Annotated in this window: 20 protein-coding genes; 13 read left to right on the top strand and 7 right to left on the bottom strand. The window is 41.7% G+C overall.

Annotation, left to right across the window (positions count from 1 at the left end; genetic code table 11):
• Positions 1–3: 3 nt before the first annotated feature.
• Positions 4–3,024: a TonB-dependent receptor gene (locus P2W71_RS11875; protein WP_276371183.1), complete on the bottom strand. Its 3,021-nt coding sequence runs from the start codon at positions 3,022–3,024 to the stop codon at positions 4–6.
• Between the two features lie 515 nt (positions 3,025–3,539).
• Here P2W71_RS11875 and P2W71_RS11870 point away from each other — a divergent pair.
• The 6 genes from P2W71_RS11870 (at position 3,540) to P2W71_RS11845 (ending at position 8,132) form a co-directional block, all read left to right on the top strand.
• Complete coding sequence (locus P2W71_RS11870) at positions 3,540–4,280, top strand: DUF6503 family protein (protein ID WP_276371181.1); 741 nt, start codon at positions 3,540–3,542, stop codon at positions 4,278–4,280.
• A gap of 133 nt (positions 4,281–4,413) precedes the next feature.
• The gene (locus tag P2W71_RS11865; protein ID WP_276371179.1) at positions 4,414–5,286 is read left to right on the top strand and encodes a response regulator transcription factor; all 873 of its coding nucleotides are present in this window, start codon (positions 4,414–4,416) and stop codon (positions 5,284–5,286) included.
• A gap of 176 nt (positions 5,287–5,462) precedes the next feature.
• Positions 5,463–5,816 carry a DinB family protein gene (locus tag P2W71_RS11860; RefSeq protein ID WP_276371177.1) on the top strand — a complete coding sequence of 118 codons (354 nt, stop codon included), beginning with the start codon at positions 5,463–5,465 and terminating at the stop codon, positions 5,814–5,816.
• Between the two features lie 19 nt (positions 5,817–5,835).
• Entirely contained in the window at positions 5,836–6,135 is a 300-nt protein-coding gene (locus P2W71_RS11855; protein ID WP_276371175.1) for a DUF1330 domain-containing protein, read from the top strand.
• A gap of 537 nt (positions 6,136–6,672) precedes the next feature.
• Positions 6,673–7,437, top strand: a complete 765-nt coding sequence (locus P2W71_RS11850) for a PIG-L family deacetylase (protein WP_276371173.1) — start codon at positions 6,673–6,675, stop codon at positions 7,435–7,437.
• Positions 7,438–7,550: 113 nt separating this feature from the next.
• A complete protein-coding gene (locus tag P2W71_RS11845) occupies positions 7,551–8,132 on the top strand; it encodes an alkylphosphonate utilization protein (RefSeq protein WP_276371170.1) in 582 nt (193 codons plus the stop codon).
• Between the two features lie 190 nt (positions 8,133–8,322).
• Here the strand turns inward: P2W71_RS11845 and P2W71_RS11840 are convergent, their stop codons facing one another.
• Together P2W71_RS11840 and P2W71_RS11835 are read right to left on the bottom strand one after the other, a co-directional pair.
• Positions 8,323–8,781, bottom strand: coding sequence for a VOC family protein (locus P2W71_RS11840; protein ID WP_276371168.1), 459 nt, complete (start codon positions 8,779–8,781; stop codon positions 8,323–8,325).
• 10 nt (positions 8,782–8,791) lie between these two features.
• Complete coding sequence (locus tag P2W71_RS11835) at positions 8,792–9,664, bottom strand: sugar phosphate isomerase/epimerase (RefSeq protein WP_276371165.1); 873 nt, start codon at positions 9,662–9,664, stop codon at positions 8,792–8,794.
• A gap of 231 nt (positions 9,665–9,895) precedes the next feature.
• Between P2W71_RS11835 and P2W71_RS11830 the strand changes: the two genes are divergently transcribed.
• The gene (locus P2W71_RS11830) at positions 9,896–10,819 is read left to right on the top strand and encodes a carbon-nitrogen hydrolase family protein (RefSeq protein ID WP_276371162.1); all 924 of its coding nucleotides are present in this window, start codon (positions 9,896–9,898) and stop codon (positions 10,817–10,819) included.
• A gap of 59 nt (positions 10,820–10,878) precedes the next feature.
• On the opposite strand, the gene P2W71_RS11825 is transcribed toward P2W71_RS11830, so the two are convergent.
• Positions 10,879–11,799 (bottom strand): Nif3-like dinuclear metal center hexameric protein, encoded by a 921-nt coding sequence (locus tag P2W71_RS11825; RefSeq protein WP_276371160.1) that lies wholly within the window; start codon positions 11,797–11,799, stop codon positions 10,879–10,881.
• A gap of 648 nt (positions 11,800–12,447) precedes the next feature.
• Between P2W71_RS11825 and P2W71_RS11820 the strand changes: the two genes are divergently transcribed.
• A complete protein-coding gene (locus tag P2W71_RS11820) occupies positions 12,448–13,932 on the top strand; it encodes a L,D-transpeptidase family protein (RefSeq protein ID WP_276371157.1) in 1,485 nt (494 codons plus the stop codon).
• A gap of 100 nt (positions 13,933–14,032) precedes the next feature.
• On the opposite strand, the gene P2W71_RS11815 is transcribed toward P2W71_RS11820, so the two are convergent.
• On the bottom strand, positions 14,033–16,150 hold the full coding sequence (locus P2W71_RS11815) for a PQQ-dependent dehydrogenase, methanol/ethanol family (RefSeq protein WP_276371154.1): 2,118 nt from the start codon (positions 16,148–16,150) through the stop codon (positions 14,033–14,035).
• A gap of 335 nt (positions 16,151–16,485) precedes the next feature.
• The gene (locus tag P2W71_RS11810; RefSeq protein ID WP_276371152.1) at positions 16,486–17,136 is read right to left on the bottom strand and encodes a hypothetical protein; all 651 of its coding nucleotides are present in this window, start codon (positions 17,134–17,136) and stop codon (positions 16,486–16,488) included.
• 173 nt (positions 17,137–17,309) lie between these two features.
• On the opposite strand from P2W71_RS11810, the gene P2W71_RS11805 reads away from it, so the two are divergent.
• Positions 17,310–17,735: a DUF3788 family protein gene (locus P2W71_RS11805; RefSeq protein WP_276371150.1), complete on the top strand. Its 426-nt coding sequence runs from the start codon at positions 17,310–17,312 to the stop codon at positions 17,733–17,735.
• A 40-nt stretch (positions 17,736–17,775) separates the two neighbouring features.
• Here P2W71_RS11805 and P2W71_RS11800 read toward each other — a convergent pair whose 3' ends face one another.
• On the bottom strand, positions 17,776–18,153 hold the full coding sequence (locus P2W71_RS11800) for a hypothetical protein (protein ID WP_276371148.1): 378 nt from the start codon (positions 18,151–18,153) through the stop codon (positions 17,776–17,778).
• 977 nt (positions 18,154–19,130) lie between these two features.
• Here P2W71_RS11800 and P2W71_RS11795 point away from each other — a divergent pair.
• From P2W71_RS11795 to P2W71_RS11780, 4 genes are all read left to right on the top strand, one after another.
• The gene (locus P2W71_RS11795; RefSeq protein ID WP_276371146.1) at positions 19,131–19,598 is read left to right on the top strand and encodes a (2Fe-2S)-binding protein; all 468 of its coding nucleotides are present in this window, start codon (positions 19,131–19,133) and stop codon (positions 19,596–19,598) included.
• The gene (locus tag P2W71_RS11790; RefSeq protein WP_276371144.1) at positions 19,595–21,859 is read left to right on the top strand and encodes a molybdopterin cofactor-binding domain-containing protein; all 2,265 of its coding nucleotides are present in this window, start codon (positions 19,595–19,597) and stop codon (positions 21,857–21,859) included. The genes P2W71_RS11795 and P2W71_RS11790 overlap by 4 nt, the downstream gene beginning before the upstream one ends.
• 382 nt (positions 21,860–22,241) lie before the next feature.
• Positions 22,242–22,580: a helix-turn-helix transcriptional regulator gene (locus tag P2W71_RS11785; protein WP_276371141.1), complete on the top strand. Its 339-nt coding sequence runs from the start codon at positions 22,242–22,244 to the stop codon at positions 22,578–22,580.
• On the top strand, positions 22,580–25,174 hold the full coding sequence (locus P2W71_RS11780; protein WP_276371139.1) for an FtsX-like permease family protein: 2,595 nt from the start codon (positions 22,580–22,582) through the stop codon (positions 25,172–25,174). Before P2W71_RS11785 ends, P2W71_RS11780 begins: the two co-directional genes overlap by 1 nt.
• The last annotated feature ends 59 nt before the right edge of the window (positions 25,175–25,233 follow it).

Genomic DNA, 25,233 nt, shown 5'->3' with positions numbered 1-25,233 from the left:
AAATTAAAATGTAACATTCAATCCAATTACAAGTGTTCTGGCCTTTGGATAGCTCAGATAATCGATGCCATAGGATGTAACATCGTCAATGTTCCGTTCATAATTCACTTCAGGATCATATCCATCGTAGTCTGTATGAACGAATAAATTCTGTCCGGTTAATGATAGACGTAACGACCGAACCCAATTTTGTATTCCCAATGCCTCGGGGTTAAAATTGTATCCTAAGCTCACGTTGTTCAACCGTAAAAAAGAAGCGTCTTTAAGATACCGGGTTGATACAGAAGCAGGATTTGTAGTTGATTCTTCCGGAAATTCAACGGCAGCGGAAGTAGTATTCAACGACTTGGCTAAACGCGCCTTATAGAAGTTTGAATTTGCCGTGTTATCATAAACTTTATTACCAGATACACCATTAAAATTAATGGCAAAATCAAACCCTTTGTATTTCATGTTAGCCGTAAAATTGTACAATGTATTCGGCAATGCGCTCCCTGCAGACACCCTGTCTTTGTCTGTGTCAAGTCCATCACCATCCGCATCACGAAAAATACTCCGTCCGTTTTCATCAATGCCGGCAAATTCCTTCATGTAGAAAGTACCAATCGGTTCACCGTTGACATAACCATTGATCGTGGCGGATGTTAACCCAGAGCCGGAGGCGCTCCCCGTTGTCAAAACTGTATAAGGGGAGTCTTTCACAACATTATCGATAAAGGTTACGTTGCCACCTACACCAAAGGAAAAATTACCACTGGTATACTGATAGTTTAATGCAATCTCGAGACCTTTATTAGTAATCGTCATGTCCTTCACGTTCGTCCAATATCTTGGTAATGGCTGAATCGGATCTGGCGAAATAACTTCGAGCAATATATTGTCGGAAACTTTATTAAAGTAATCCACGGTACCTGACAATGCTCCATCAAATAATCCGAAGTCGAGTCCGATGTTGGTTTGCGTTGAAACTTCCCACTGAATATTTGGATTGGCAAAACGTACATAAGTTGTACCCGCAGGATATGTACCCGTTGGTGCCAGCGGGTAGCTTGAAGAGCTATTAACAGTTGATCTGAAAAAAGCCTGCGTAATCTTTCCGGGTATTTCCTGGTTACCGGTTTGTCCCCATCCCGCGCGCAATTTCAAATTGCTGAGGGGTGATGACGCCATGAAAGGTTCTTCCGAAATTCTCCAACCCAATGCAAAAGAAGGAAAGGTTCCATATTTATTGTTGGCACCAAACTTTGAAGAGCCGTCTGCCCGCACCGTTGCGGTAAACAAGTAACGATCCTTTAAGCCGTAATTGACCCGGCCGAAAAAAGATTGAAGCTCATTTCTTACAGCTGTGCCTTCAGGCGCATTGTCCGTCAAATCTAGTTCTTGTCCTAACCCGGGGTTGTAACGAGGTTCAATACCCGTAACGGCAAATCGGTCAATGCTCCAATGACGAGTTTGAACAAAGATTTTTTGATACGAATGTCCCGCCAGGAAGGAAAAATTATGTGGACCTGTATTGAATGTATACGTGATGTAATTTTCAATAAGGCTGTTTTTGTTATTGACGAAATAGGAATCTAGATCACCAAGCTGCTGAGGTGTGGTGTTGGGAATAAATTGGACGTCGCGATCCGAACTGGAGTTATCAATCCCAAAATTCAGTTTATAAATAAGACCTTTCATTATTTCAACTGAAGGCGAAATGTTACCGATGATGCGGGTAGTATTCGTGAGATCATCATATAATGCCAGGCGGGTAATTGGATTTATCACGTCGGCAAATACCGTAGGCTGACCATTGGCATCGTAGGCAGGGTACGTGGGATTAATACTTAAAGCACCGCCCAAAACATCTGTGATCGGAGGCCGCTCGGTTAAGGTATTTGTTGCATTAAGGTTTAAGTCGATGTTCAATCTATCTTTCAGTAATTTTTGATTAACGTTAATTCTTCCCGTGTATCGCTTGAGGTTGCTGTTTTTGAGAATTCCTTCCTGATTCTGTATTCCCAGGGATGCATAATACGTCAGATCGTCCGCACCTCCTCCTAAGGTAAGATTATGGTTTTGTGTATAGGCAGTACGTGATATTTCTTTCTGCCAGTTCGTGGAACCGCCTTCATCAATTAGATCACCCCCAATTGCCACCACATTCTCGCGAAATTCATCCGCGGTAAACACCGGAATTTCTCTGGCCATTTTTGATACTCCCAGACTGGATGAAAAACTAATGCTCGAAAAACCAGCTTTACCTTTTTTAGTCGTAATCAGGATTACACCATTAGCACCACGTGCTCCATAAATGGCAGTTGCAGATGCATCCTTCAATACATCTATCGACTCAATATCCTGAGGATTAAGAAAGTTTAATGGATTCGTTTCGCCACCTGTACTGGAATTATCAAGTGGCATTCCATCGATTACGAACAATGGTGTGCTACCACTCCGCACGCTTCCTTGCCCCCGGATGGATATCAGTTGTGCACTACCTGGCTCGCCACTCCCTGAAATAATATTTACACCGGCAACCTTTCCTTGCAACAATTGCTCTGGCGTATTAATTATCCCACGATTGAATTCCTCGCTTTTTACAGAAGACACCGCGCCGGTGATGTCCTTCTTTTCCTGGGTTCCATAACCTACAACTACAACCTCGGATAAGGTTGCTGCATCACCTAACAATTTAATATTGATATCAGTCTGGTTTCCAACAGTAACCTCCTGACTAATGGTTCCGACAAAACTGAAAACCAAAACCGACTGATTTGATGCAACAACTAAAGAATACACGCCCTGAGCATCAGTTACAGTTCCATTGGTTGTTCCTTTTTCAATAATATTTACACCAGGTAAGGCCGCATCCGTATCATCTGTGACGATACCCCGAACAGTAATTGAGTTTTCTGCAAGTAAAACATTACAATCTGCAATGCATAGCTGTACCGTTAACAATACAACAAGAAACGTGAAAGCTTTGAAATTGCCTCGCAGGGGTCTTCTCTTTTGAATAAAATGATAGAATTGCTCCATACGCTTAAGGGTTTATGTTTGATTTTATTTTCTGGCAAGTAGTTCCTTTTCACCTGACATGACGGAACCTGTACATTAATTTTGTATTAATAAACTTGCTGAATTTTGTCGTGAGTTCACAAATGAGGATAGAGCACAAAGCACATAAACATTCTGTTTTTTACTGCCATGTTATTTTAAAAATACGGTATAACATATTAAAGACAGCCTCGTGCAGAAAAAACCACTACGAAAACGGTTTCGTAAATAGTTGCAAAATTTTCATTAGGTTGACCTTGACCCTCATAAATCGGAATGCCCAGATATTTTTCGACGGTAGACAGAGAGTTCATAAAAGATAAACTTCATTTCTACACGCTAACAACTTTGCGCTAATTGATAACGTTGCCAAAACAAACTTAACTGACATTAATTATTCGTCAATTTGTCAACTGCAGTACAGGTTTTACCGGATGGTGACGTTAGATTTACAATTGATTAAAAACCGAAAGGAATTTAAATTGCTATTGGATATTATGAAATTCCTACTTTACATTTTTATTGTTACAGTTTTCATGAGTGCATGTGACGAAGATCCTGCTCAAAAGGCTGTAGACCAGTCCATCGCCGAACATGGCGGGGAGCTTTTTCAAAACGTCCATATTGAATTTGATTTCAGAAATCGTCACTACGTATCGCATCGGCAAGAAGGTATTTTTACGTACACGCGAGAATTCCCGGACAGCTCAGGCCATATCAAAGATGTTCTCACCAATGACCGATTTCATCGAGAAATCAATGGCGGTCTTGCGAAAATTTCGGAAGAACGCGCAAAAGCTTTTACCAATTCTGTTAATTCCGTGATTTATTTCGCGCTACTGCCTTATGGATTAAATGATCGGGCAGTTATAAAAAAATATATAAAAGAAACCGAGATCAAAGGAAAAAAGTACGATCTTATAAAAGTAACGTTCCAGGAAGACGGCGGCGGGAAAGATCATGAAGATGTCTTTTTATATTGGATCGAAAAAGATTCGCATACGCTGGATTACTTCGCCTATAGCTATGAAACAGATGGTGGCGGCGTACGGTTTCGCGAAGCGGTTAATAGAAGAGCTGTGGAAGGTATCACCTTCCAGGATTATATAAATTATGAACCTAAAACTCCGGATGCGACATTAGAGGATATGGAGGCACTTTATAAAAATGGACAACTAAAAAAGCTTTCAGATATCATACTGGAAAATATCGAGGTTAGACTATTGCCAAAAACATAGCCTTGAGTTTTTGAACAACTTGTCCTTCACGTAAAGATTTTCACGATCCTTAGTTGTGTAAAAAATTATACCTGCTGACATACAGTTGTCTTTCTGTCCGTCTAATTTGACTAAGTACCAGAAACTTTACCATATGGAAGCCTTAATTCATACTTTATTTGAATCCGACTTCTATCGCATTTTAGATTTTAAATGCCGGTGTACGGACTGCACTACTTCCAAACCCGAGTACGCAAATTCCTTTTGCATCAGCTTCATTCGAAAAGGAAATTTCCTTTTTAATGTTTTTCGAAACTCATTTGACTCACACACGGGGAGGGTTCTTATTACAAAACCAGGTTATGAACATACCGTGACCCACGTTCATGAGGTACCCGACGAATGCACGATTTTCGAATTTACAGATACATTTTATCAACACTTGTTGGAGCATTACAAAAGTTCGACGTTAGACTTTTTTGGCAATCCGGATGTTCATTCCGTTATGCTAAAAACTGAAGTCGACGTAGAATACCTTCATCACGCAGCACTTGTTGCATGCATGAAGCACCGTGCTTCTCGCATGGAACTTGACACCATTGTGATGGACATTGTCGGTTCCGTGACGAAAAGCTTAAGTTCCATAGACGAGGGTAAACGAATTAAGGATGATCTGAAACGAAATCACCTCAGCACCATCGAAAAAGCTAAGCTGTATTTTGTATCACACTTGGCGGATAATATATCGCTTAAGGATATTGCCGATCATTGTTGTGTAAGTATGTTTCATTTTAGCAGAATCTTCAAAACGTTCACATCTTATTCACCCAATAAATTTTTAATAAACCTGAGATTAAAAAACGCAGAAGTTCTGTTACAAACTACAACGCTGCCTGTAACGCAGGTTTGTTTTTCTTCTGGCTTTCATAGCCTTGAACATTTTTCATTCGCGTTCAATAAAAAGTATGGCATCTCCCCGTCTAAATTCAGATCAAAAAAGACTACCGGACGAAAAATACTCACGTGATTTGATGTTCCGATACAAGCATAAACCTCTTTGCAAACAAAATGACGGTCGCTCCAAAAGAGCAAGATTTCTTAAGTTCTCATTTTTTAGGCCCATTACTTTTACCAAAAAGTAACAAGGAAAATGAAGAACGAATTATTATCAACAATTGAAAACTCCAGGAAGTTTCAATTGCCGTGGCGGAGGCCATGCCTGAAACACGTTATGATTTTAAACCATCACCCGATGTGTGGAATTTTAAAGAACTTATGAATCATATTGTTTACGGGATTTCTTGGTGGGAAAACAACTACCTGAAAAAAATTGAAACACCATGGAATCCTCCTCCAATACTGGGGAAACGTCAGGAAATTCTTGATGCCATGCACAAAGCCTACGACGCCTTAGCCCAAACGATCGCTAAAGGAAAATCAAACGATGGTGTTCTGAAAGGTTTTCATGCCACGCTGGACCACGTTACCCACCACAGGGGACAGGCTATCGTATATTTAAGATGTAATGGAATCACGCCACCTGAATACACTTTTTAAATTTAAACTTCAGTTGATCATGAACGTCTATTATATTATTAGCTACGATATCCATAATTCGGAAGAATATCAAAAATATCCACAAGGAGTACTTCCGTTATTTGAGAAATATGGCGCAGAGATATTAGTCTCGGACAGGGAAGCGATGCTTATTGAAGGTTCCACCAAGACCATGAATGCAGTTGTTAAATTTCCATCCAAGGAAATCGCATTACAATGTTATCATGATCCTGCTTACCAGGAAGTGAAGAAAATTCGAATTAACTCAACATCCAATTGCTCGATTGTTTTGGCAAAAGAATTTGAAAAAGCGCAGTAGTTATCGTTGGATTGATGTTCACCTTAGCGTCATCCCCCATGACGCTAAGGTTGAGTTACAAAATTGCCCTGCCTTGAAGAAAACATTGGGGAAATGAGACTGCTAATAACTTTCCTTATTTGAACCCATATTGTTAGCTTTAGTTTATGAAACGAAAAATCATACTATTCACTGTATACTTTTTACCAATGATCGTCATACAGTATTTAATCGTGGGCAAAGTTACTCCGTTGATCATTGGTACTAGTGCCATTTATAGTTTCTTAATGGTTGCCTTGGACAATTTAATGACACGTTTAATAAAGAAGGTTGTTGTAAAAGTTCTAAGCAAAATTGTTAAGCCTCGCTAATCGATATTCAGGCATCTATCCAAACGAAGCAGCTTCTACGCACAATTCTTTATTTCAAACCTGCATCTTTACACTTTCTAAAAACATTCCATCAAACAATATCTACCGTTATTAGAATTTCCTTTATTGTAAGTTAAAATTAACAGACAATTGAAGTAACCTTAACCAACTTCTTAATACGTATCATATGACTCTCAAATCGTCGAGAAGACAATTCTTCAAAAATGCATCCGCCTTGGGCATTGGTACGCTACCGTTATCGGTATTGGCCGAAACTAAAATTAAAAACGAGGGAGCTAAACTTAAAGTCATTTGTGTAGGCGGGCATCCAGACGACCCCGAAAGTGGATGCGGTGGAACTTTGACAAAATTTAGCACAGCGGGCCACGAAGTAAAGGTGGTCTATCTCACACGCGGAGAAGCAGGCATTGAAGGCAAATCACACAGTGAGGCTTCAGCAATTCGTACCAAAGAAGCTGAAGCCGCGTGCAAAATATTAAATGTAAAATCGTACTTTCTTGGACAAGTGGATGGTAACACGGAAGTAAACAACGAATGGATCACCAAGATGACTGAGCTTATGCAAAATGAAAAGCCGGATATTGTTTTTACGCATTGGCCCATAGATTCACATAAAGACCATCAGGCGGCAAGCTTCTTAACGATACAAGCATGGATGCGCGTAAAGAAGAAATTTCAACTTTATTTTTTTGAAGTGTGTGCAGGTGATCAAACCATGATGTTCCATCCCACCGATTATGTTGACATTACAAAAGAACAGGAAACGAAGCGTAAGGCTTTGTACTGTCATACCAGTCAGGATCCCGCAGGAATATATGCGTGCGGTCATGAGATGATGGAAAAATTCCGCGGCGCAGAAGCGGGTGTGACTGCGGCCGAAGGGTTTATATGCCTCAAAGGACGAAATTCAGTGTCAATGATTTTACCATAACCTTTCGTTAAGCAAGTAACGGTGAACACCTGGCATGACTGCTGAAATTGATTTTACTGGATTAATCGTTCTATATATTTTCTATTTTTGCGGCCGTATAAATCAACACACCCATGAGTATTGAAAAAGTATTGCACGAACGAAGCGGATCTGTTTGTGAATTATGCGGGAGCACTGAACAATTACAAGTTTATAGCGTACCTCCTATTGCTGCAGACGCAGACAAAAGCATTCTCGTTTGCAAAACCTGTTTTGAGCAGATAAATGATCCGGCAAAAATCGATGTTAACCATTGGCGTTGTCTTAATAACAGCATGTGGAGCACCGTACCCGCAGTGCAGGTAATGGCTTGGAGGTTGTTGAATTCATTGCGACATGAAGGATGGCCACAGGATTTATTGGATATGCTTTATCTCGATGATGAAACGTTGGCGTGGGCAAAGTCAACAGAAGAAACAGATGATCTAGCAGCCACTGAAAAAGTAATTCACAAAGACAGCAACGGCACAGTGCTCCAGACGGGTGATACTGTTGTTTTGATTAAAGACCTTGATGTTAAAGGCGGAGGTTTCACTGCCAAGCGAGGTACTGCTGTTAGAGGTATTACGCTGGTTGAGGATAATGCAAGTCAAATAGAAGGAAAGGTTAACGGCCAACAAATTGTGATACTGACACAGTTTGTTAAGAAGTCGTAAGGAGTGGCGCCAGTTTATATTTGTGACTTTCCACAACAGCATAGTTTCGATTTGTTGACCTCTAATTACTAAATCCTCGCGGAAAACGAAGCCATCGTGCCTCGTTGACATTGAAGAATACAACGATTGGTCTAAGGGTTATCGAAACGCCGGTTTTGGAAACTTGATGTCTACATTGCTTCACAGCATTTCACTTCGCTACGCTGTTCACTTCAAACCAATATCCCTCGAAACCCTGAAAAAAAACTTGCTTAATTCCATCGGCACGGATGTTAAACTTCTGGGGATTTCCAGGCCAGTCAGAATAAGGAATCTTTCTTGCATCAAGAATTTTAATGAAAGCATCGAAGTCAGAAGTTGTTAATGCAATGTGTATGGCTTTGTTTGTCATCACATTTTCTTTAACGATCGAGATCAAGTGCAGTTCTCTTCCAGGTCCTAAAGAGAACCATCGAACACCTTTTAATTTGGAACGGTTAGTAATCTCTTCAAGTTTTAAGACATCGGCACAAAATTTTGCAGCTCGATTTACATCCGTAACTGAAAGTGCAACATGATCGAGCGTAAAATTCAATGAAGTAGTAGTTTCTTGAGCTCGAAGTACACCGGTCAATGAGATCACTACGGTAAAAACTATCAGCTTCAGCATTTCGCCGGTGTTATAATTTTAACGTTTTCATATACGCTGCATCAGCTGCTGCTGCTTTCAGTGGTGTTGTGTTATCATAACGCTCTTGTTCTACAATAAAATACTTCATCCCATTTTTCTTAGCTGCTTCAATAATCGGTGGATATTTTATAAAACCAGTTCCTAAGACGCAACTGGCATCACGTTCGTCAGAATTTTCCATTCTGTCTTTTACGTGACCAAGCTTAAACCGGTTCGGATACTTTTTCAACCAGGCAATCGGATCTTGCTTACCAGTAACTACCCAGTAGATATCCATTTCAAAGTCCACCAGGTCAGGGTTCGTGTGCTTCATCAAAATATCTTGTGGAAATTGACCATCGATCAAATTGAAACCGTATTCGTGATTGTGATAGGCGAATCTAATTCCGCTTTTCTTGCATATTTCTCCTTTGGCATTAAAATCATCGGATACTTTTTTAAAATCGTCGACAGTTTTATTGGATCCTCTTGATGGACAGATTAAATATTTCATGCCGATCTCTGCGGCTTCGGCCGCTTTCCTCTCAAAATCCTTATCGATGTTGCAATGACTGGCGATGAACTCCATACCAAGATCGTCCATATACTTTTTAAATTCTTTGTTTGTCATCCCCCAGAACAAACCGGAAGGACCTTCATAACCTTCAATTTGTTTGTAACCAAAAGAAGCCACTTGCTTTAAAACTCCCTTGGGGTCCTGAGGTAAAACATCCCGTAAAGAGTATAACTGAAGTCCGAATTTTTTCGCCTTCTTTGCATTTTCGTCTAACAGGCTTTTGGCGGCAAGGCCAAGTGGCGCAATAGCCAGGCTGGCAGCAAGACCACTGCCGACTTTTAAGAAGTCTCTACGTTTATAATGCATTGTGTTTTAGTTTTATTTTGATTTCGCCCTAATGTAATTAAATGTTTAATGTTTAGTGCATGTCACATTAATAAAGTAAATCAGAATGTAAACCCTAAATTTACGGAACGAAGCATGTTGTTGAACGAGTCTTCTTCTGACCACTAAGTTACAGGTCATCATGCTGGCTCCTATGAATGAATGTTGCCGGCATTTCTTTTGAAATTGCTTTTTTGTAAACCTTGAAATAACATGAAATCAATAATATCTCGGGCACTTTTCATTTTCGTAGTCTTGGTTGTGAACGGCTGTTCAGATAAAGAAGCAAGCATGATTGAAGAAACGCCCTTAAGAAATTATAAACTTGCCATGGCTCAAATGGAAGTCGAGCCAGGTAAACCTGAAGCCAATCTGAATCGTGCGATAGAACGAATATCAGCTGCGGCAGCGAACGGCGCAAAAATAATTTTATTACCCGAGGTGATGGATTTGGGCTGGACAGATCCGTCGGCCAAGAGCATGGCCTATGAAATTCCAAATGGTAAAACATGCCTGCGGTTAAGAGACGCAGCAAGCAGAAACAAAATATATGTCTGTGCTGGCATCGTTGAAAAGTACAAAGACAAAACCTACAATGCTGCTGTCATCATTAATCCTTCGGGCGAGGTGATCTTAACCCACAGAAAATTAAACGAACTGGAAATAGCGCATGATCTTTACGCTCAGGGTGACAAGCTCAATGTAGCACATACCCCCCTCGGAACATTAGGACTTTACATCTGCGCTGATGCGACTGCTCAGGGAAATGTGCTCTCCAGCGCCCTTGGCTACATGGGTGCTGATATTATTTTGTCGCCCAGTGCCTGGGCGGTGCCGCCGGATTTTGACAATAACGTTACACCTTATGGAGATACGTGGAGGAATGTATATCAGTCTGTCAGCAAAAATTTTGATCTTTGGATCGTAGGCGTAAGCAACGTCGGAAAAATAGAAGCAGGTCCATGGAAAGACTGGAACTGTATTGGCAGTTCGTTGATCTTTGCTCCCGGCGGAAACGAATTGCTACAGGCACCTTACGGGGTGAATGCAGATACGATCATTTACGTTGATATTGCACTAAAAGACCGGCCGGCGCGTGGAACAACCTGGACCGAATATTGGAACAGGGAAAAATAGTTAGCTGCCCGGAAAAGTAAAGAGTTTTCTTCTGCGGGAGGCCACATTATTATCACTCATCACAAAAAAGTGAAAGGATTCGTAGATGCAATGTGCGTTATCTTAACCCCGGGAACTTTTGGTTGCAACCATTTAACAGCATACTCCATACCTGCTTCTTCGCTTACAGCGTGACTTAATACAAGCAAAGAAGTCTTTTGTCCCATAAGCTGTCCGTCTCTAACCCTTTCTACTGTTTCCCATTCCCTGGTTTCACCACTTAAAATCAGGTCCGGTTTGTATTGTTGAATGGCAGCGATTTGTCTTTTGCTATCCATATAACCAAACGCAAGATAGACTGTACTGCAACTTTGATTTAAATTACCGATAACGCGAACCGTAGGAATACCCAACCTTTCTTTAGCGAGAGACACGATAGATTTCAATGTCATCGGTTTGGGCAAAGTTAATAACCTCGGACTATTGACATCATGATATTTCTCCCATCCCAATTTTATTAAATTGCCCATAATAATTCCATCGGGCTTGTGCGAATGCCAGTAATCGTGGAACCGCCAAATGGCAATTTTATGTTTGTTTAACAAATCAATTTTATAACGGTAAGCATCGTCTTCCTGTAGCCAATCCGTTTCATCCTGGTTGTTGTAAAAAGGAGTTTCGTGCGCGATGATAAAATTAGCACCAGCCTTGGCTGTATCTTCAATTACTTTGATGGTTGGAAACATCGTTGTAACAATGCCCGTGACCTCCTGGTCGATGCTACCCGATCTTAGCTGATCAACGGTTGTAGCGAATGGCGCGTTTGGAATTTCTTTAAGAATAATGTCAATCACTTGCCTGACTGTGAAAGTCTGCTGCCATATACCTTCTGCGCGGCCGACGCCAGGAATTGTCATTACCAGGGATGTCCCGACCAAGCTGGTGACAGAAGATAAAAATTTCCTTCTTCCATTTGATGTGTCATCCGTTATCTGCTTCATACATTGTTCTTTATTGGTCAATTGAGATTGAATATAGAAAACATTTTTGGTATCGTCATTTACACATGATATCCGTTCATATAAAATAAGGTACTCAGATAGAAAATTTGGATCGTCATGAAAGAGAGAATTTTCAAATCAGTCGGCGTTGTATTCTTTTCCTATGCTAATTACGAGTGCATAATTAAGCAAGAGTGAGTATTAATTAAGTATAAACTGCAATAATTTGCGTCATTGGTTAACTGACTCATTAGTCCCGTATGGCGTTGAATTGCTACCGGTAAAGACGAGCAGCAAGAGCTCCGTATGTTATCGTTTTTTCATTCATGAGACTGCACGGCTCAGAGTCAAATTGACTAATGAATCGATGAAAGGTGGTTCATTTTTAGGATTACAGAGCCGCATTTTAAATGAAACACATCACGAAAAATTTCACGCATTACAAAGCTGATTATTAATTGAATCGCGCAGTTCGATATGGTTTTAGACATATACTTCGACGAATGTCACGGTTCATATTTTTAACCTCAGTCATTTACCATTCGCCGTGTTTATATCGCCAATGTAATGTTTGCCTTTTACGCGTTCATTCGCGATTCGTAATTGAGTTTGAAAAGCAATATCATTGACAAAGTTGCTGAGCTGAACATGAAAAAAATTAACACATGCAAACGCATTGAAAACCACTTCATTGCGTATGCGACCCTCTGGTGTTTAGTGGCCGTGATGTTAAGCGGCTGTCATCCGCTAACCAACCGCACGCAGGTTGCGCCATCTGCAATGGACTCCGTTATACTAATAGATTCTGCGCAAGAAAACTACCTAACCCTTTTTGCCGGGAACGCTGCTTTTGCGTTTTACAAATCCAAGGGTTTCGTTCCAGTTTGGTTAAAAAATAAAGCAAACACGATGCTGGCAGATTCGATGATAAGCCTGATCCGATCCGCCAGAATTTTCGGACTGCTTCCGCAAGATTATCACCTCGATGAAATTGAAACGCTTCTTGACACGACCCAAAGAATAAAGGAGCCATCCAGGATTCAAAAACTTGAACTGTTGTTGACGGATGCTTTCCTAAGTATGGCGATGCATTTAAAGAAAGGCCGCATTGACATTAATACCTTCGAAAGAATTCTGCACGATGATGATGGTTCTCAGGTCACGTCACTCGAAGGCGCCATCCGCGGTAAAGGCATCAGAAAAATGTTGGAAATTCATGAACCCGCCACAATCCAATACAAACAACTACGAGCAGCGTTGCAAGCCATATTAGACAGCGCAGATTTTATGGAGAGAAAACTACTATTGGCAGGCAGTACCATCGACTCTCTCGAAGTCTCCTCAAAAGTCGCGACGCTTGAGGTAAATCTGGAACGCCTTAGAAAAGAACAAATATTATCTGGTTCGTACATCCTGGTAAACATCCCTGCTTTTAAGTTAAACATCATCGAAGGCGATAGCACGGTTTTTGAATCGAAAGTGATCGTAGGCTCCGCCAGAAATAAGACCCCTTTACTTGATTCCCATATTAAACACTTCACGCTATATCCTTACTGGCAAGTGCCCCGCAGAATCGCTGTAAATGAAATCCTGCCGCATATAAAAGAAGATTCCACTTATCTTCATACGCATCAGTACGAGGTAATCGACATTCATGGTCAGATGCTGAACCCGGATTCAATCAATTGGAAAAGTTTCAGCAACAACAATTTTCCAGTCATCATCAGGCAACGTCAGGGCGCGCACAATTCTTTGGGTCGTGTCAAGTATGCATTCAACAACACCTATAATGTTTATTTGCACGATACGAATGCTCCCAAATTATTTAGAAAAGATAAGCGTTCTCTCAGTCACGGTTGCATCCGTGTTGAAAAAGCAAAGGAACTTTCATACTTCTTACTGGAACGGGATAGCAGCGATGTTTACGCAGAAGATTTGGATCAATACTATCAGTTACAGAAACAATTAGATATTAAATTAAAGAAGCCAATACGCTTGCATGTTCAATACCTCACAAATGAATATCATGAAGGTGAGGTGAAATTCTATGATGATATTTACAGCTATGACAAACCACTGCACCGTGCATTGTATGCAAAAAAACCAGAAACGGAAATTGATGTTTTACAGTGATGTCGTTTACTACTTAGCGTCGTCATCTTTAAATCATTCACGATTTTTAGTGCAGCTTTTACCTCTTAGTAGTAGTAGTAGTAGTAAATCATCATTTGTCTTACTCTTTTGTTTGCTGTTCGTTGTACAGCTCCGTTTGTTTTTTCAGCAAGAAATGGTGGATTGCCTCCGCGTCGGCTTCACTTAACGAGTTACTAAAGTTCGCCATGCCATTTTGTTCGAGAATTCCTTTCAACAAAATATCGTTGAACAACAAATGTTTAGCTTCCGTTAACTTCGCCAAGTCGGGGTGCTGGGACAAATGGCGATCCCCAAATTTACCGTGGCAAATGTCGCAATAGAACTGATACAGAAATGCTCCACGTTCAAGAAGCGCTTCCTTTATTTTCATGTTTGATGGTGGCGCCGGTATGGATATCGGTTTTATCTTGGGTGGCAACGGTGTTTCAGTTCCTCCAAGTTTGAAAGCTATGATCCTCGCTTTGTTTTCATACTGATATATAGCAGCATCCGGCAAATAGCCACTGGTTTCTGCACCGCCGTATGCCGCCATCACAGCGACATATTGTTCTCCGTCTATGCTATACGTTGTAGGTGCTGCCATAATACCGTTGCCGGTGAATATCGATTTCAGCTTCTCGCCCGTTTTCGCATCGTGCACATTGAAGTAGCCTGTCCGCGTTCCCTGAAAGACCAGCTCAGGCGTCGACATTGTTCCACCATCAGGGCCACCATCCGGAAATTTCCAGGCGACTTCCTGGGTAATGGGATTATAAGCCAGTAAACTTTCAGTACGTGTGGTATCTTCAGAAGATTTTACCTGATCCAGAACATGTTTTCGAAACTTAAACATTTCGGCATAGTCCAGATTTGTATTGTCTACATCAGGCAGCCATTCGTAAGTTTCGAAAGTTTTGAACACTTGTGGCACAGAACGCTCAGGTATGTACACCAACCCTGTGGCTGGATTAAAAGACATCGGTTGCCAGACATGTCCGCCACCGAGATAAGGGACTACCAGCTTTGGTTTGTCTTTATACCATTGACCTTGTTCCGTTAGCACGGGCCTGCCGGTTTTTAAATCGACATGACTGGCCCAGTTAACTCGTGTGTATTTTCCCGCCGACAGCAATTCTCCCGTGGCTCTATCCAGCACATAGAAGAATCCATTTTTCGGTGCCTGCATCAAAACTTTCCGGGGCTTTCCTTCTATCTCAACGTCGGCCAATACAATATTTTGAGTTGCAGTGTAATCCCATATCTCCCCAGGTGTTGTTTGATAGTACCAGACTAATTTTCCGTTGTCAGGATTAATGGCGAGGATGGAAGCCAAAAATAGATTGTCACCACCGGAAGGACTTCTAAACCAAATGGGGTAAGGAGCAGCATTGCCGGTGCCAACGTAAAGTAAATTGAGCTCTGCATCGTAAGCAGATTCTCCCCACACGGTTCCTCCACCACCGCTCTGCCAATGTGATTTAGGATCCCACGTTTTAGCGGCCATTTTCATTTCTTCACTTTCGTAACCATTGGCCGGATCACCGGGTACGATGAAGAAGCGCCATTTTTGTTCTCCTGTTTTCAAATCGTATGCTGTCACATAACCCCGCACACCATATTCGGATCCCGAATTACCAATCATCACAATATTGCCGGCTACTTGTGGAGGACTCGTAATGGTATACGACTTTGTTCTATCGGTAAACGTATCTACATTCCACAATACTTTACCATCTTGCGCATCCAGGCAAACCAGAAATCCATCAAGCGTAGCGACATAAACTTTTCCTTCCCAAACTGCTACACCACGGTTTACAACATCACAACAAGACCTACGCACATAGGATGGATCAACTTTAGGTTTGTAAGCCCACAGTTCTTTTCCGGTCTTGGCATCAAGTGCGTATACCGCTCCCCAAGATCCAGACGTGTACATAATTCCATCTACAACAATGGGCGTCGCCTCCAGACCTCGCGGAACATTACCGATATACGTACTGGCATCATACTCCCACGCATAGCCTAAGTCTTTAACATTCCCGCGATTGATTTTATTAAGTGGGGAATAGTGTTGCATGTGTTGATTGCCACCGGTGGTAAGCCAATCGGCAGCGTCGCGATTTTCTAACCGGGATTGATCGATCCATGCTTTAGGTTTTTCATCCTTGCAGCTAATGGAAAAAACAATCAGCAGGATGAAGTAAAATATCTTTTTCACTGAGATAGGGTTGGAATTAAGTGGAGTGAATATAGCATAATATTAAATTATCGAATACCCTATCTGCCGATCGATGATCCTCAATTTGCGGAAAAATATCTCAAGTTTTCCTGTCTTCCTTTCGTGCAAACCATTTCGGTTACACGACCATGATAGATGTACGTTACGGTGATGCACATATTCAACGCGCACAACCGAACGACCTGTTATCCAAGTGCGCAGGTTTGTTGGTCCGAAGACACAACAAAGGCGGGACGAGAAGCAACTTCAACGAGGGGCAAAGCGTAAGCGATAATTGAAGCACTTCAGCGATGCGTAATTGTAGCCATCTGAGATTAACGTTGATATCTTTTATTCTGGAGCAACTCCTCAAATTCCCGATACAGTTCCAGTAACTCCGTTTCATTCCCTATTAGCCCAGCCATCCACAGCTCCATGCCTTTTCTATACTCCATCCCCTCCTTTCCTTTTTTAAAAAACGGCGGTCCAAAAACTGTTGGGTTAATAAACGCTTCCTGGTCTTTTAGTTCCTCGCGTTTTGCGTCAATCCGCGAGAGAAGATTAATCGCTTCAAAATTTAACAACCGAAGACTATTGTTATTTAATGAAGTCCGCCAGTTTGTAGAGTGTAATTCTGACAATACAATTCCCTTGGTCTTTGTGCCGATATCGGCGATGCTATAGGACTCATTCTCCGAAAAAAACCTAAGGGAATCCAGAAAAAGTTGTTGCCGCGGCAAGATTTTTTCAATACTCTCTTTATTCTTCGAAAACTCATCGCTAAGCGACGCTAGCGTGGATGCTAATAGTTGTTGATCACGACGATTCTCCTGAAGGCTATTAATAAATAATGCAATAAGGATACCGCCTATCACCGGAATCATATCCAATCCGATCTTAACAAGAATAGGTTTAAGATTTCTTTTTCTATTCACGGTCTTTTCATCGTGCTCAGACCCGGAATCTTGATTTGTCGGAGAAGTCATTATGAATTTTTAGCGCAATAAATTTAAAGCAAGGATGATAATGTTAACACCCATACAAAAGGTTGGATGCAGCAACACAATACTGTGTGGAAAGATAGTTGTTAATCACCTTTTTGCATATTTTCAATGGGGATATTAATCTATTACTCTATTCCCTACAGATAAAAAGTTGAATGGAAGAAGCCACATTATTACGGGATCCGCATACCTTTCCTACTACGGAAGTTTTAAAAGATGTATTGCACGCCAGCTATTCTGTATATGAAGAATTGATCAACGTTATAACAACTCCAGCATACGGACTCGTCCCTGAGTGGAGATACTATAAGGACGGAAAGGCCTGGCTATGCAAAGTGCAATACAAAAAGAAAACTATTTTTTGGTTATCCGTTTGGGATCAGTATTTCAAGATGACATTCTATTTTACCCAAGCAACTTCATCTGGCGTTACAGCATTATCAATTAAAAAAAGTCTTAAGGAAATGCTCATCCAGACCAAACCTACGGGCAAGCTGATACCACTAACATTGGATATCAAAAAGAAAGAACAACTAAAGGATGTGTTAAGGTTAATAGCGTATAAGAAAAGTTTAAAATGAAAAACGTAAATAAAAAGGCTGCAACAGCCGGATGGAGCGCTTACGAAATATCATCAGACGATTTAGCTACTTTAATATGAAAACCTGTCAACAATCCCATCGTTTTTGCCGCGCCTAGAATAAAAATATTGGAACTGATAATCCAGATGTTTCCAATTTGTTTTTTACAGTCGCTCATAGTGGCTTGCCATAATTTTCTGGCTTCTGTGTCGAACCCGGTCATCTCGGTGCAGTCATAAATTAAATTCTTTGACGCCGGGTCATCCATAAGTTCTTTCCAGGTAGTAATCGCGCGTGCTGCAGCGTCGATATTTAGATGTCCTTTGAAGCAGAATTGAATGTACGTTTTTCCATTCTTTGTGACTTCAAAAACCTTTACATGATCAGTAAATTTTCCGGTCGTTGCTATCGTGTTCATAATTTTTAGGATTCCCTTATTAACAAGTTTATCAAATTATCAAAAACGATAAAAGCGGCGGTCGCCATAGGGATTATACGACCGACTGGTAGTCGTTATGCGAGTTTTTTTAAATATCGATCGAATGGCCTTCAATCCCCTGTTTTTGAGCCGTTTAAGAATCGCCACCGGGCGTTAAACAGGATTTATTTTCATCTTACACCGATTCAAAGTCTCGTGAATAATATGTATAACGCGACTACACATATATAACTTCAGACTTTCAATATGTATAATCAGAAGATACATATTGAAAGTCTGATTATACAGATTGAGAACGTGAAGTTACACATGTATAACGCGGCTACAAAGATGTATAACCTGACTATACAGATGTATAACGTGACTACACAGATGTATAACGTGACGCACAATATGTGTAGCGAGAAAATACATATGTATAGTCTGAAGTTTAATATTTAACACCAGACTTTACATATTGATAATCAGAAAAACAATTTGTAAAACGTGAAATCACAAACGTAACACATGAAAAATAAGCCCAAAATGATGAAATGGATTCCGTCTTTTCCAAGGTTATTGGCAAAGGCCACTGTTTCTGGGCAAGGTTTCCTAAAGCAATAATTCATTTACCTCCACCGCTTGACGCTTAAATTTGAAGCAATGGCGTACTCCCACCTCCCTTGAATCTTCGTCCCGGCATCGTTCTCGGCTAGGGGAACATGACAAATGATCGTCCGAACCGGAACCGGTTGAGTTTTGAAAGCTAGTGACCAGTTATCCAACGCAGCAGCGGAGGGGGCGCGGAAATAAAAACCTGATCTCGAATTACTGCGAACAATAGGACGCTAATTGAAACGATGTAATGAATGACTGGCGAAATAATCCTCCGCCAATTTATAGTGCTCCAATTTTTTCAGGCGTTCAATTTTCTAATGTTTTAATTCCTTAACTTGAATCAAAACAACTCCTAAATCATGGCAACCTACCAACTCAACGTCAACGGTGCAAACCGGGAGGTCGAAGCAGTCCCCAATACACCGCTTCTTTGGGTACTTCGCGACAACCTCAATCTTACAGGAACAAAATATGGATGTGGTGTAGCACAATGCGGCGCCTGTACGGTCCATCTCGATGGTACTGCGGTTCGCTCGTGTTCTTTACCGGTTTCCGCTATCGGAAATAAAAAAGTCACCACCATTGAAGGCCTGTCTTCCGGAGAAAATCTTCATCCGGTTCAGCAAGCGTGGATGGATGAAAATGTTCCGCAGTGTGGATATTGTCAGACGGGCCAGATCATGTCGGCCGCTGCATTGATCGAAAAAAATCAGACACCCAGTGATAGTGATATCGAAGAAGCAATGTCGGGTAACATTTGCCGGTGTGGTACTTACGAAAGAATAAGAAAAGCAATTAAGAAAGCATCTAACGCAGCAGCAAAATGAAAGCAGATACAAACGAATCTAAAATTTTCAAAGTCAGCCGCCGCGACTTCGTGAAAACAACGTCAATGAGTATTTCCGGATTATTGCTTGGTATAAGCTTCAGCTGTTCTGACACTGCAAAGAAACTAAGCGGTAATCCCGAATACGTATTTTCACCAAACCTCTTTATCACCCTTAACGGCAATGGCGATGTAACATTGATTGCTCATCGCTCTGAAATGGGAACGGGTATCCGTACAAGTCTCCCACTAATCATGGCAGATGAAATGGAAGCCGATTGGAATAGAGTGAAAGTTGTTCAAGCCGTTGGCGATGAAAAGTACGGCGACCAAAATACAGATGGTTCCTATAGTGTGAGAATGTTTTTCACACCGCTGCGCAAGGCCGGCGCCACAGTACGTCTCTTGCTGGAACAAGCCGCTGCCAAAGAATGGGATGTGGATGTTTCGGAGTGTAAAGCTAAAAATCATGAAGTAGTTCATAGCTCTGGTAAAACGCTTGGCTTCGGTTTGCTTGCAGAGAAAGCAGCAGCGCTGCCGATGCCGGAGGAGAGCAGTGTGAAGTTGAAAGAGCCAAAAGATTTCAAGTACATCTCCAAGCAAAGTTCCATTGTCGATTTAAAAGACATTGTCACCGGAAAAGCAAAATTTGGCTTCGACAACAATCACCTTCCCAATACAAAGATCGCAGTGGTCAAACGTAATCCCGAACCGGGCGCTGGATTGAAGTCTTTTATTGCAGACAATGCTGTAAAAGTGCCAGGCGTAATAAAAGTTTTTACGTTAGATGCGCCTGGCTTCCCTACAACCTTAAATAAACCACTGGGCGGCGTTGTAGTCGTGGCGGAAAACACGTGGGCCGCATTAGAAGGTCGGAAAGCACTTGATGTTACCTGGAATAAAGGTATGAATGCTGACTACGATACCAAGTCTTATAATAATGCGATGCTTAAAAGTGTCAAAACAAAAGGAAAAGTTCGAAGAGAAAATGGCCAGGTTGACAAAGCCCTGGCAAGTGCAAAAAAAATAATCGAAGCAGATTACGTCGTGCCATTGCTTTCACATACGCCGATGGAGACACCTTGTGCGCTGGCGCATGTTCATGATAATGCTTGTGAAGTTTGGGCGCCTGTTCAAGACCCGCAAGGCGTAAGAAAGTCACTTGCGGAAGCACTCGGCATGGATCTAAAAAATGTGACGGTGAACATTACGCTATTGGGTGGCGCATTCGGCCGCAAGTCAAAACCTGATTTCGTTGTTGAGGCTGCTCTCATTTCCCGAACAATGGGCACCCCTATAAAAATACTATGGACACGCGAAGATGATATTCAGCACGATTTTTATCACTTCCCTTCTGCACAGCATATAAAAGTAGGCATCGATGAAAACAACAAGGTAACGTCATGGCTACACCGTTCGGCCTTTCCACCAATTGACGGAACTTCCAATGCTAACGCAAAAGAGGCCAGTGGCGCAGAACTGAGCATGGGTATGATCGACTTACCTTATGCCATCGAAAATGTATGTTGCGAAACGCAGGAAGCAGAAGCTAAAATCCGCATTGGATGGCTAAGATCGGTAGCCAACATACATCACGCATATGCCGTGGGCTGTACGTTGGATGAAGTTGCAAAAGCGAGGGGTGTTGATCCCGTTCAGAACATGCTGGACCTGCTGGGCGATGACCGGACAATTGATTTCAATTCGTTAACTTCAGAATTCTGGAATTATAGTGAAAAATTAGAGGACTTTCCCTGGAGTACGGCTCGTTTTAGACACGTTATCGAAACCGCTAAGGAAAAATCAAATTGGGGAAAAAGCCTGCCCAAAGGAAGCGGTCAGGGTTTTGCAGCCCATCGAAGCTTTTTGACGTATGTTGCGTGCGTTGTAGAGGTAGCCGTAGATGCCAATAATAAAATCCGTATCCCTAAAGTCGACTATGTGGTGGACTGCGGTGTTCCCGTTAATCCCGAGCGGATCAAGGCGCAATTCGAGGGAGGTGCAGCGTTCGCAGCGAGTCTCGCATTAAAAAGTGAGATCACCGTAAGCAACGGCGCCGTTCAACAATCTAATTTTCACAACTACCAGGTAGGAAGGATGAGCGACTCTCCTTACGAGACCGCAGTACACATTATCGAAAGCAACGAAAAGCCTACCGGTGTTGGTGAACCGCCGGTGCCCCCATTTATTCCGGCGTTGTGTAACGCCATTTATGCAGCAACCGGAAAAAGGGTGAGGCAGTTGCCGGTGAGGTTGGCTTAGTGGTGGGTAGTGATCGGGTAATCAGTAATCAAGTATTCGGTAATCAGGTAATCAGGTAATCAGTGATCGGGTAATCGGTAATGAGGAAATCGAGTAATCAGTGATCATAAAAACCTGATTGCTCTTTTAACCATTACCCTATGACCTCCCTACGCTTTTATCCAGCACAATCGCAGCGGCCAACCGACGACCTGATTACCGAATACCCGTTTACCTGATTACCTGGTTACTGATTACCTGTCACGACCGGTCGCCCGCGGACACAAACGATCAGTAATGAAACACCTTACCTAAGATGATACCCTTCCAGTCTAAAAAAAAACGGCTTTTCTCCTTGGCACAATTCTTATATTCCTACAATTAGGAAATAATTATTGTGCCTATGAAAAAATATCGGCTGGGAGAATTTGAGGAAGTCGTGATCCTGACTATTGGTGTTCTCTATAAGGAAGCTTATGGCGTATCCATAAAAAAGGAAATCGAAGCACGACTTTCACGAAGTGTAAGTATGGGCGCCCTGCATACAGCTCTTGTCCGGCTGGAAGACAAAGGATATATCAAATCATTTGATGGGGAAGCCACAGAAGAACGTGCAGGTCGTCCCAAAAAATATTTTCAGATCACTGCGTTAGGAAAGAAAGCAATGGAATATACAAAGAGCACCCGGGATGCGCTTTGGAAAGACATTCCAAATGTTGCGCTGCATTTAAAGTTCTCATAATGAAAACGCAACCTTCTCCTCCCCGACTCTTCCTGCATTTTTTCCGATGGTATTGTCATCCGAAGTTGGCGAAACATATCGAAGGTGATTTAATGGAGGTGTATCATGAACAACTTAGAACAAAAGGAAAAACAAAGGCTGATATACAATTTGTCATCGATGTCTTGTTGCTCGTCAGACCGGGCATCATCAGGTCACGAGGAAAATATCAAGCTATCAACAACACTGCTATGTTTAAAAATTACGTAAAGATCGGATGGAGAAACCTTTTGAAAAACAAAGGGTATTCTTTTATCAATATTGGTGGTCTCTCGGCCAGCATGGTGGTAGCAGCGCTTATTAGTCTCTGGATATATGACGAATTAACAACAAATAAGTATCATCTGAATTATGAACGCATCGCACAGGTGATGCAACATTCCGCCGTGAATGGTGGAACCGTAACGTTCTCATCCTTACCGATGCCTACATCAGCTGCTATTCGAGCAGAATATGGAGAAGACTTTAAAAACGTAGCTTCGACGTGGACCGGTGAGCAAATCGTAGCTTATGAGGACAAGGTGTTTACGAAAATCGGTTGTTATTCTGAATCTTCCTTACCCGAAATACTTACATTAGAAATGATTCATGGAACGAGAACAGCACTGGAAGATAATTCTTCCATCTTACTAAGTGAATCACTAGCCAAAATACTTTTCGGCGATTTAGATCCTATCAGTAAACAAGTAAAAATCAACAACACATTTACCCAACAGGTTGGAGGAGTTTACAAAGACATTCCGAAAAACTCAACCTTTTATGGAATAGCCTTTATGGCTCCAATACGTTTACTTTTTTCAAACGGGACGGCTATGGACAATTGGCAAAGCAGTTCATTTCAGATCATTGCTGAGATCAATCCGAAGAATGATATCAAGGTGACTTCCTATAAAATAAAAGATATCCTTTATAAACATACAAAAGACGCTACGAGGCCGGTGCTTTTTCTAAACCCCATGAGCCGATGGCATTTATACGAATTCAAAAATGGCGAAAGCGTGAGCGGACGGCTACAGTATGTCTGGCTGGTTGGCATCATAGGAAGTTTTGTACTGTTTCTGGCATGCATAAACTTTATGAATCTGAGTACAGCCCGCTCCGAAAAACGCGCCAAGGAAGTAGGGATACGCAAGGCAATCGGATCTGTAAAAATGCAGTTGGTAACTCAATTTTTAAGCGAAGCATTCCTTGTCGTCACGATTGCATTTTCTTTTACAGTCATCCTTACGGCATTTTCATTACCGTGGTTCAATGAACTCTCAGGTAAGCAAGTAGCCATTCCGTGGTCAAATAGCGCGATGTGGGCTATCATCGTATGCTTTATTGTGGGAGTCAGCGTATTAGCAGGGAGTTATCCTGCATTTTATCTTTCTTCCTTTAAGCCGATCCGTGTATTAAAGGGCACTTTCAAAACCGACCGTTTCTCCGTTGCCCCCCGAAAAGTTTTGGTGGTAACTCAATTTACCGTTTCAGTGGTTTTAATTATCGGGACGCTAATGGTCTACAACCAGATTCAATATGCTAAAAACCGTCCTGTCGGATACGACAGGTCTTCGCTAATATCGATACCGTTGCTTACAAAGGAAATTCAGCAACAGTATGATGCATTCCGGCACGAACTGCTAAGAACAAATGGTATAACGAATGTATCGCGGTCATCCAGTCCTACCACGGGTATCTGGTCATCGGCCGATAACCTGGAATGGAAGGGAAAAGATCCAAACACACAGTCGCTTTTTGGTACGATCTCGATCGATCCGGAGTTTGGGGATGTAGTAAATTGGGAAATAACGGCAGGAAGAAATTTTTCCAATTCATTCGCGTCAGACTCACAAGCCTTCATCTTTAATAAAGCCGCCATTCTGCAAATGGGCCTCAAGGAACCTTTGGGTGAATCCGTCACGTGGCATGGAAAAAACTGGAATGTAATCGGTGTTGTAAATGACATGGTAATGACTTCGCCATTTGCTCCAACGATGCCCACCGTGTTTTTGATAGACAGCAAAGAGAGACCTTTCAATATCGTTCACATTAAGTTAAGTAAGAATTCGGATACCCGGAAAGTCTTATCAGCAATTGAAGAGATCTTTAAAAAATTTACATCAACCACACCTTTCAACTACAAGTTTGTCGATCAGGAGTATGCAATGAAGTTCGCTGGAGAAGAGCGCATAGGAAAAATTGCGTCTGCATTTGCAACACTTGCAATTATTATTAATTGCCTCGGTTTGTATGGCCTTGCATCGTTTATCGCGGAGCAGCGCACCAAGGAGGTCGGCATACGAAAAATATTGGGCGCCTCTTTATTTAATATCTGGGGAATGCTCTCTAAAGACTTCGTAGTACTGATCGCGATTTCACTTATCATAGCAATCCCCATATCATATTATTCTTTACTCCAATGGTTGCAGAATTATGACTACCGTGCTGAAATATCCTGGTGGATTTTTTTGGCGGCCGGGGGTGGCGCACTTTGCATTGCACTATTAACAGTAAGTTATCAGGCTATAAGGGCAGCGCTTATGAATCCTGTGAAGAGTTTGAGGTCTGAGTGAGGTAATTGGTAAAGGGTAATCAGGTAATTGGTGATCAGGTGATCGGTGCGCGTGTAGTA

The organism is Chryseolinea sp. H1M3-3, from assembly GCF_029360725.1.
In the GTDB taxonomy this organism is placed as follows: Bacteria; Bacteroidota; Bacteroidia; order Cytophagales; family Cyclobacteriaceae; genus Chryseolinea.
This window is presented reverse-complemented; position numbering and strand designations above follow the sequence as displayed.

Excerpts from the sequence above, each read along its gene's own strand:
- P2W71_RS11875 (WP_276371183.1), bottom strand. The coding sequence starts at position 3,024 with ATGGAGCAATTCTATCATTTTATTCAAAAGAGAAGACCCCTGCGAGGC.
- P2W71_RS11870 (WP_276371181.1), top strand. The coding sequence starts at position 3,540 with ATGAAATTCCTACTTTACATTTTTATTGTTACAGTTTTCATGAGTGCA.
- P2W71_RS11865 (WP_276371179.1), top strand. The coding sequence starts at position 4,414 with ATGGAAGCCTTAATTCATACTTTATTTGAATCCGACTTCTATCGCATT.
- P2W71_RS11855 (WP_276371175.1), top strand. The coding sequence starts at position 5,836 with ATGAACGTCTATTATATTATTAGCTACGATATCCATAATTCGGAAGAA.
- P2W71_RS11850 (WP_276371173.1), top strand. The coding sequence starts at position 6,673 with ATGACTCTCAAATCGTCGAGAAGACAATTCTTCAAAAATGCATCCGCC.
- P2W71_RS11845 (WP_276371170.1), top strand. The coding sequence starts at position 7,551 with ATGAGTATTGAAAAAGTATTGCACGAACGAAGCGGATCTGTTTGTGAA.
- P2W71_RS11840 (WP_276371168.1), bottom strand. The coding sequence starts at position 8,781 with ATGCTGAAGCTGATAGTTTTTACCGTAGTGATCTCATTGACCGGTGTA.
- P2W71_RS11835 (WP_276371165.1), bottom strand. The coding sequence starts at position 9,664 with ATGCATTATAAACGTAGAGACTTCTTAAAAGTCGGCAGTGGTCTTGCT.
- P2W71_RS11830 (WP_276371162.1), top strand. The coding sequence starts at position 9,896 with ATGAAATCAATAATATCTCGGGCACTTTTCATTTTCGTAGTCTTGGTT.
- P2W71_RS11825 (WP_276371160.1), bottom strand. The coding sequence starts at position 11,799 with ATGAAGCAGATAACGGATGACACATCAAATGGAAGAAGGAAATTTTTA.
- P2W71_RS11820 (WP_276371157.1), top strand. The coding sequence starts at position 12,448 with ATGAAAAAAATTAACACATGCAAACGCATTGAAAACCACTTCATTGCG.
- P2W71_RS11810 (WP_276371152.1), bottom strand. The coding sequence starts at position 17,136 with ATGACTTCTCCGACAAATCAAGATTCCGGGTCTGAGCACGATGAAAAG.
- P2W71_RS11805 (WP_276371150.1), top strand. The coding sequence starts at position 17,310 with ATGGAAGAAGCCACATTATTACGGGATCCGCATACCTTTCCTACTACG.
- P2W71_RS11800 (WP_276371148.1), bottom strand. The coding sequence starts at position 18,153 with ATGAACACGATAGCAACGACCGGAAAATTTACTGATCATGTAAAGGTT.
- P2W71_RS11795 (WP_276371146.1), top strand. The coding sequence starts at position 19,131 with ATGGCAACCTACCAACTCAACGTCAACGGTGCAAACCGGGAGGTCGAA.
- P2W71_RS11790 (WP_276371144.1), top strand. The coding sequence starts at position 19,595 with ATGAAAGCAGATACAAACGAATCTAAAATTTTCAAAGTCAGCCGCCGC.
- P2W71_RS11785 (WP_276371141.1), top strand. The coding sequence starts at position 22,242 with ATGAAAAAATATCGGCTGGGAGAATTTGAGGAAGTCGTGATCCTGACT.
- P2W71_RS11780 (WP_276371139.1), top strand. The coding sequence starts at position 22,580 with ATGAAAACGCAACCTTCTCCTCCCCGACTCTTCCTGCATTTTTTCCGA.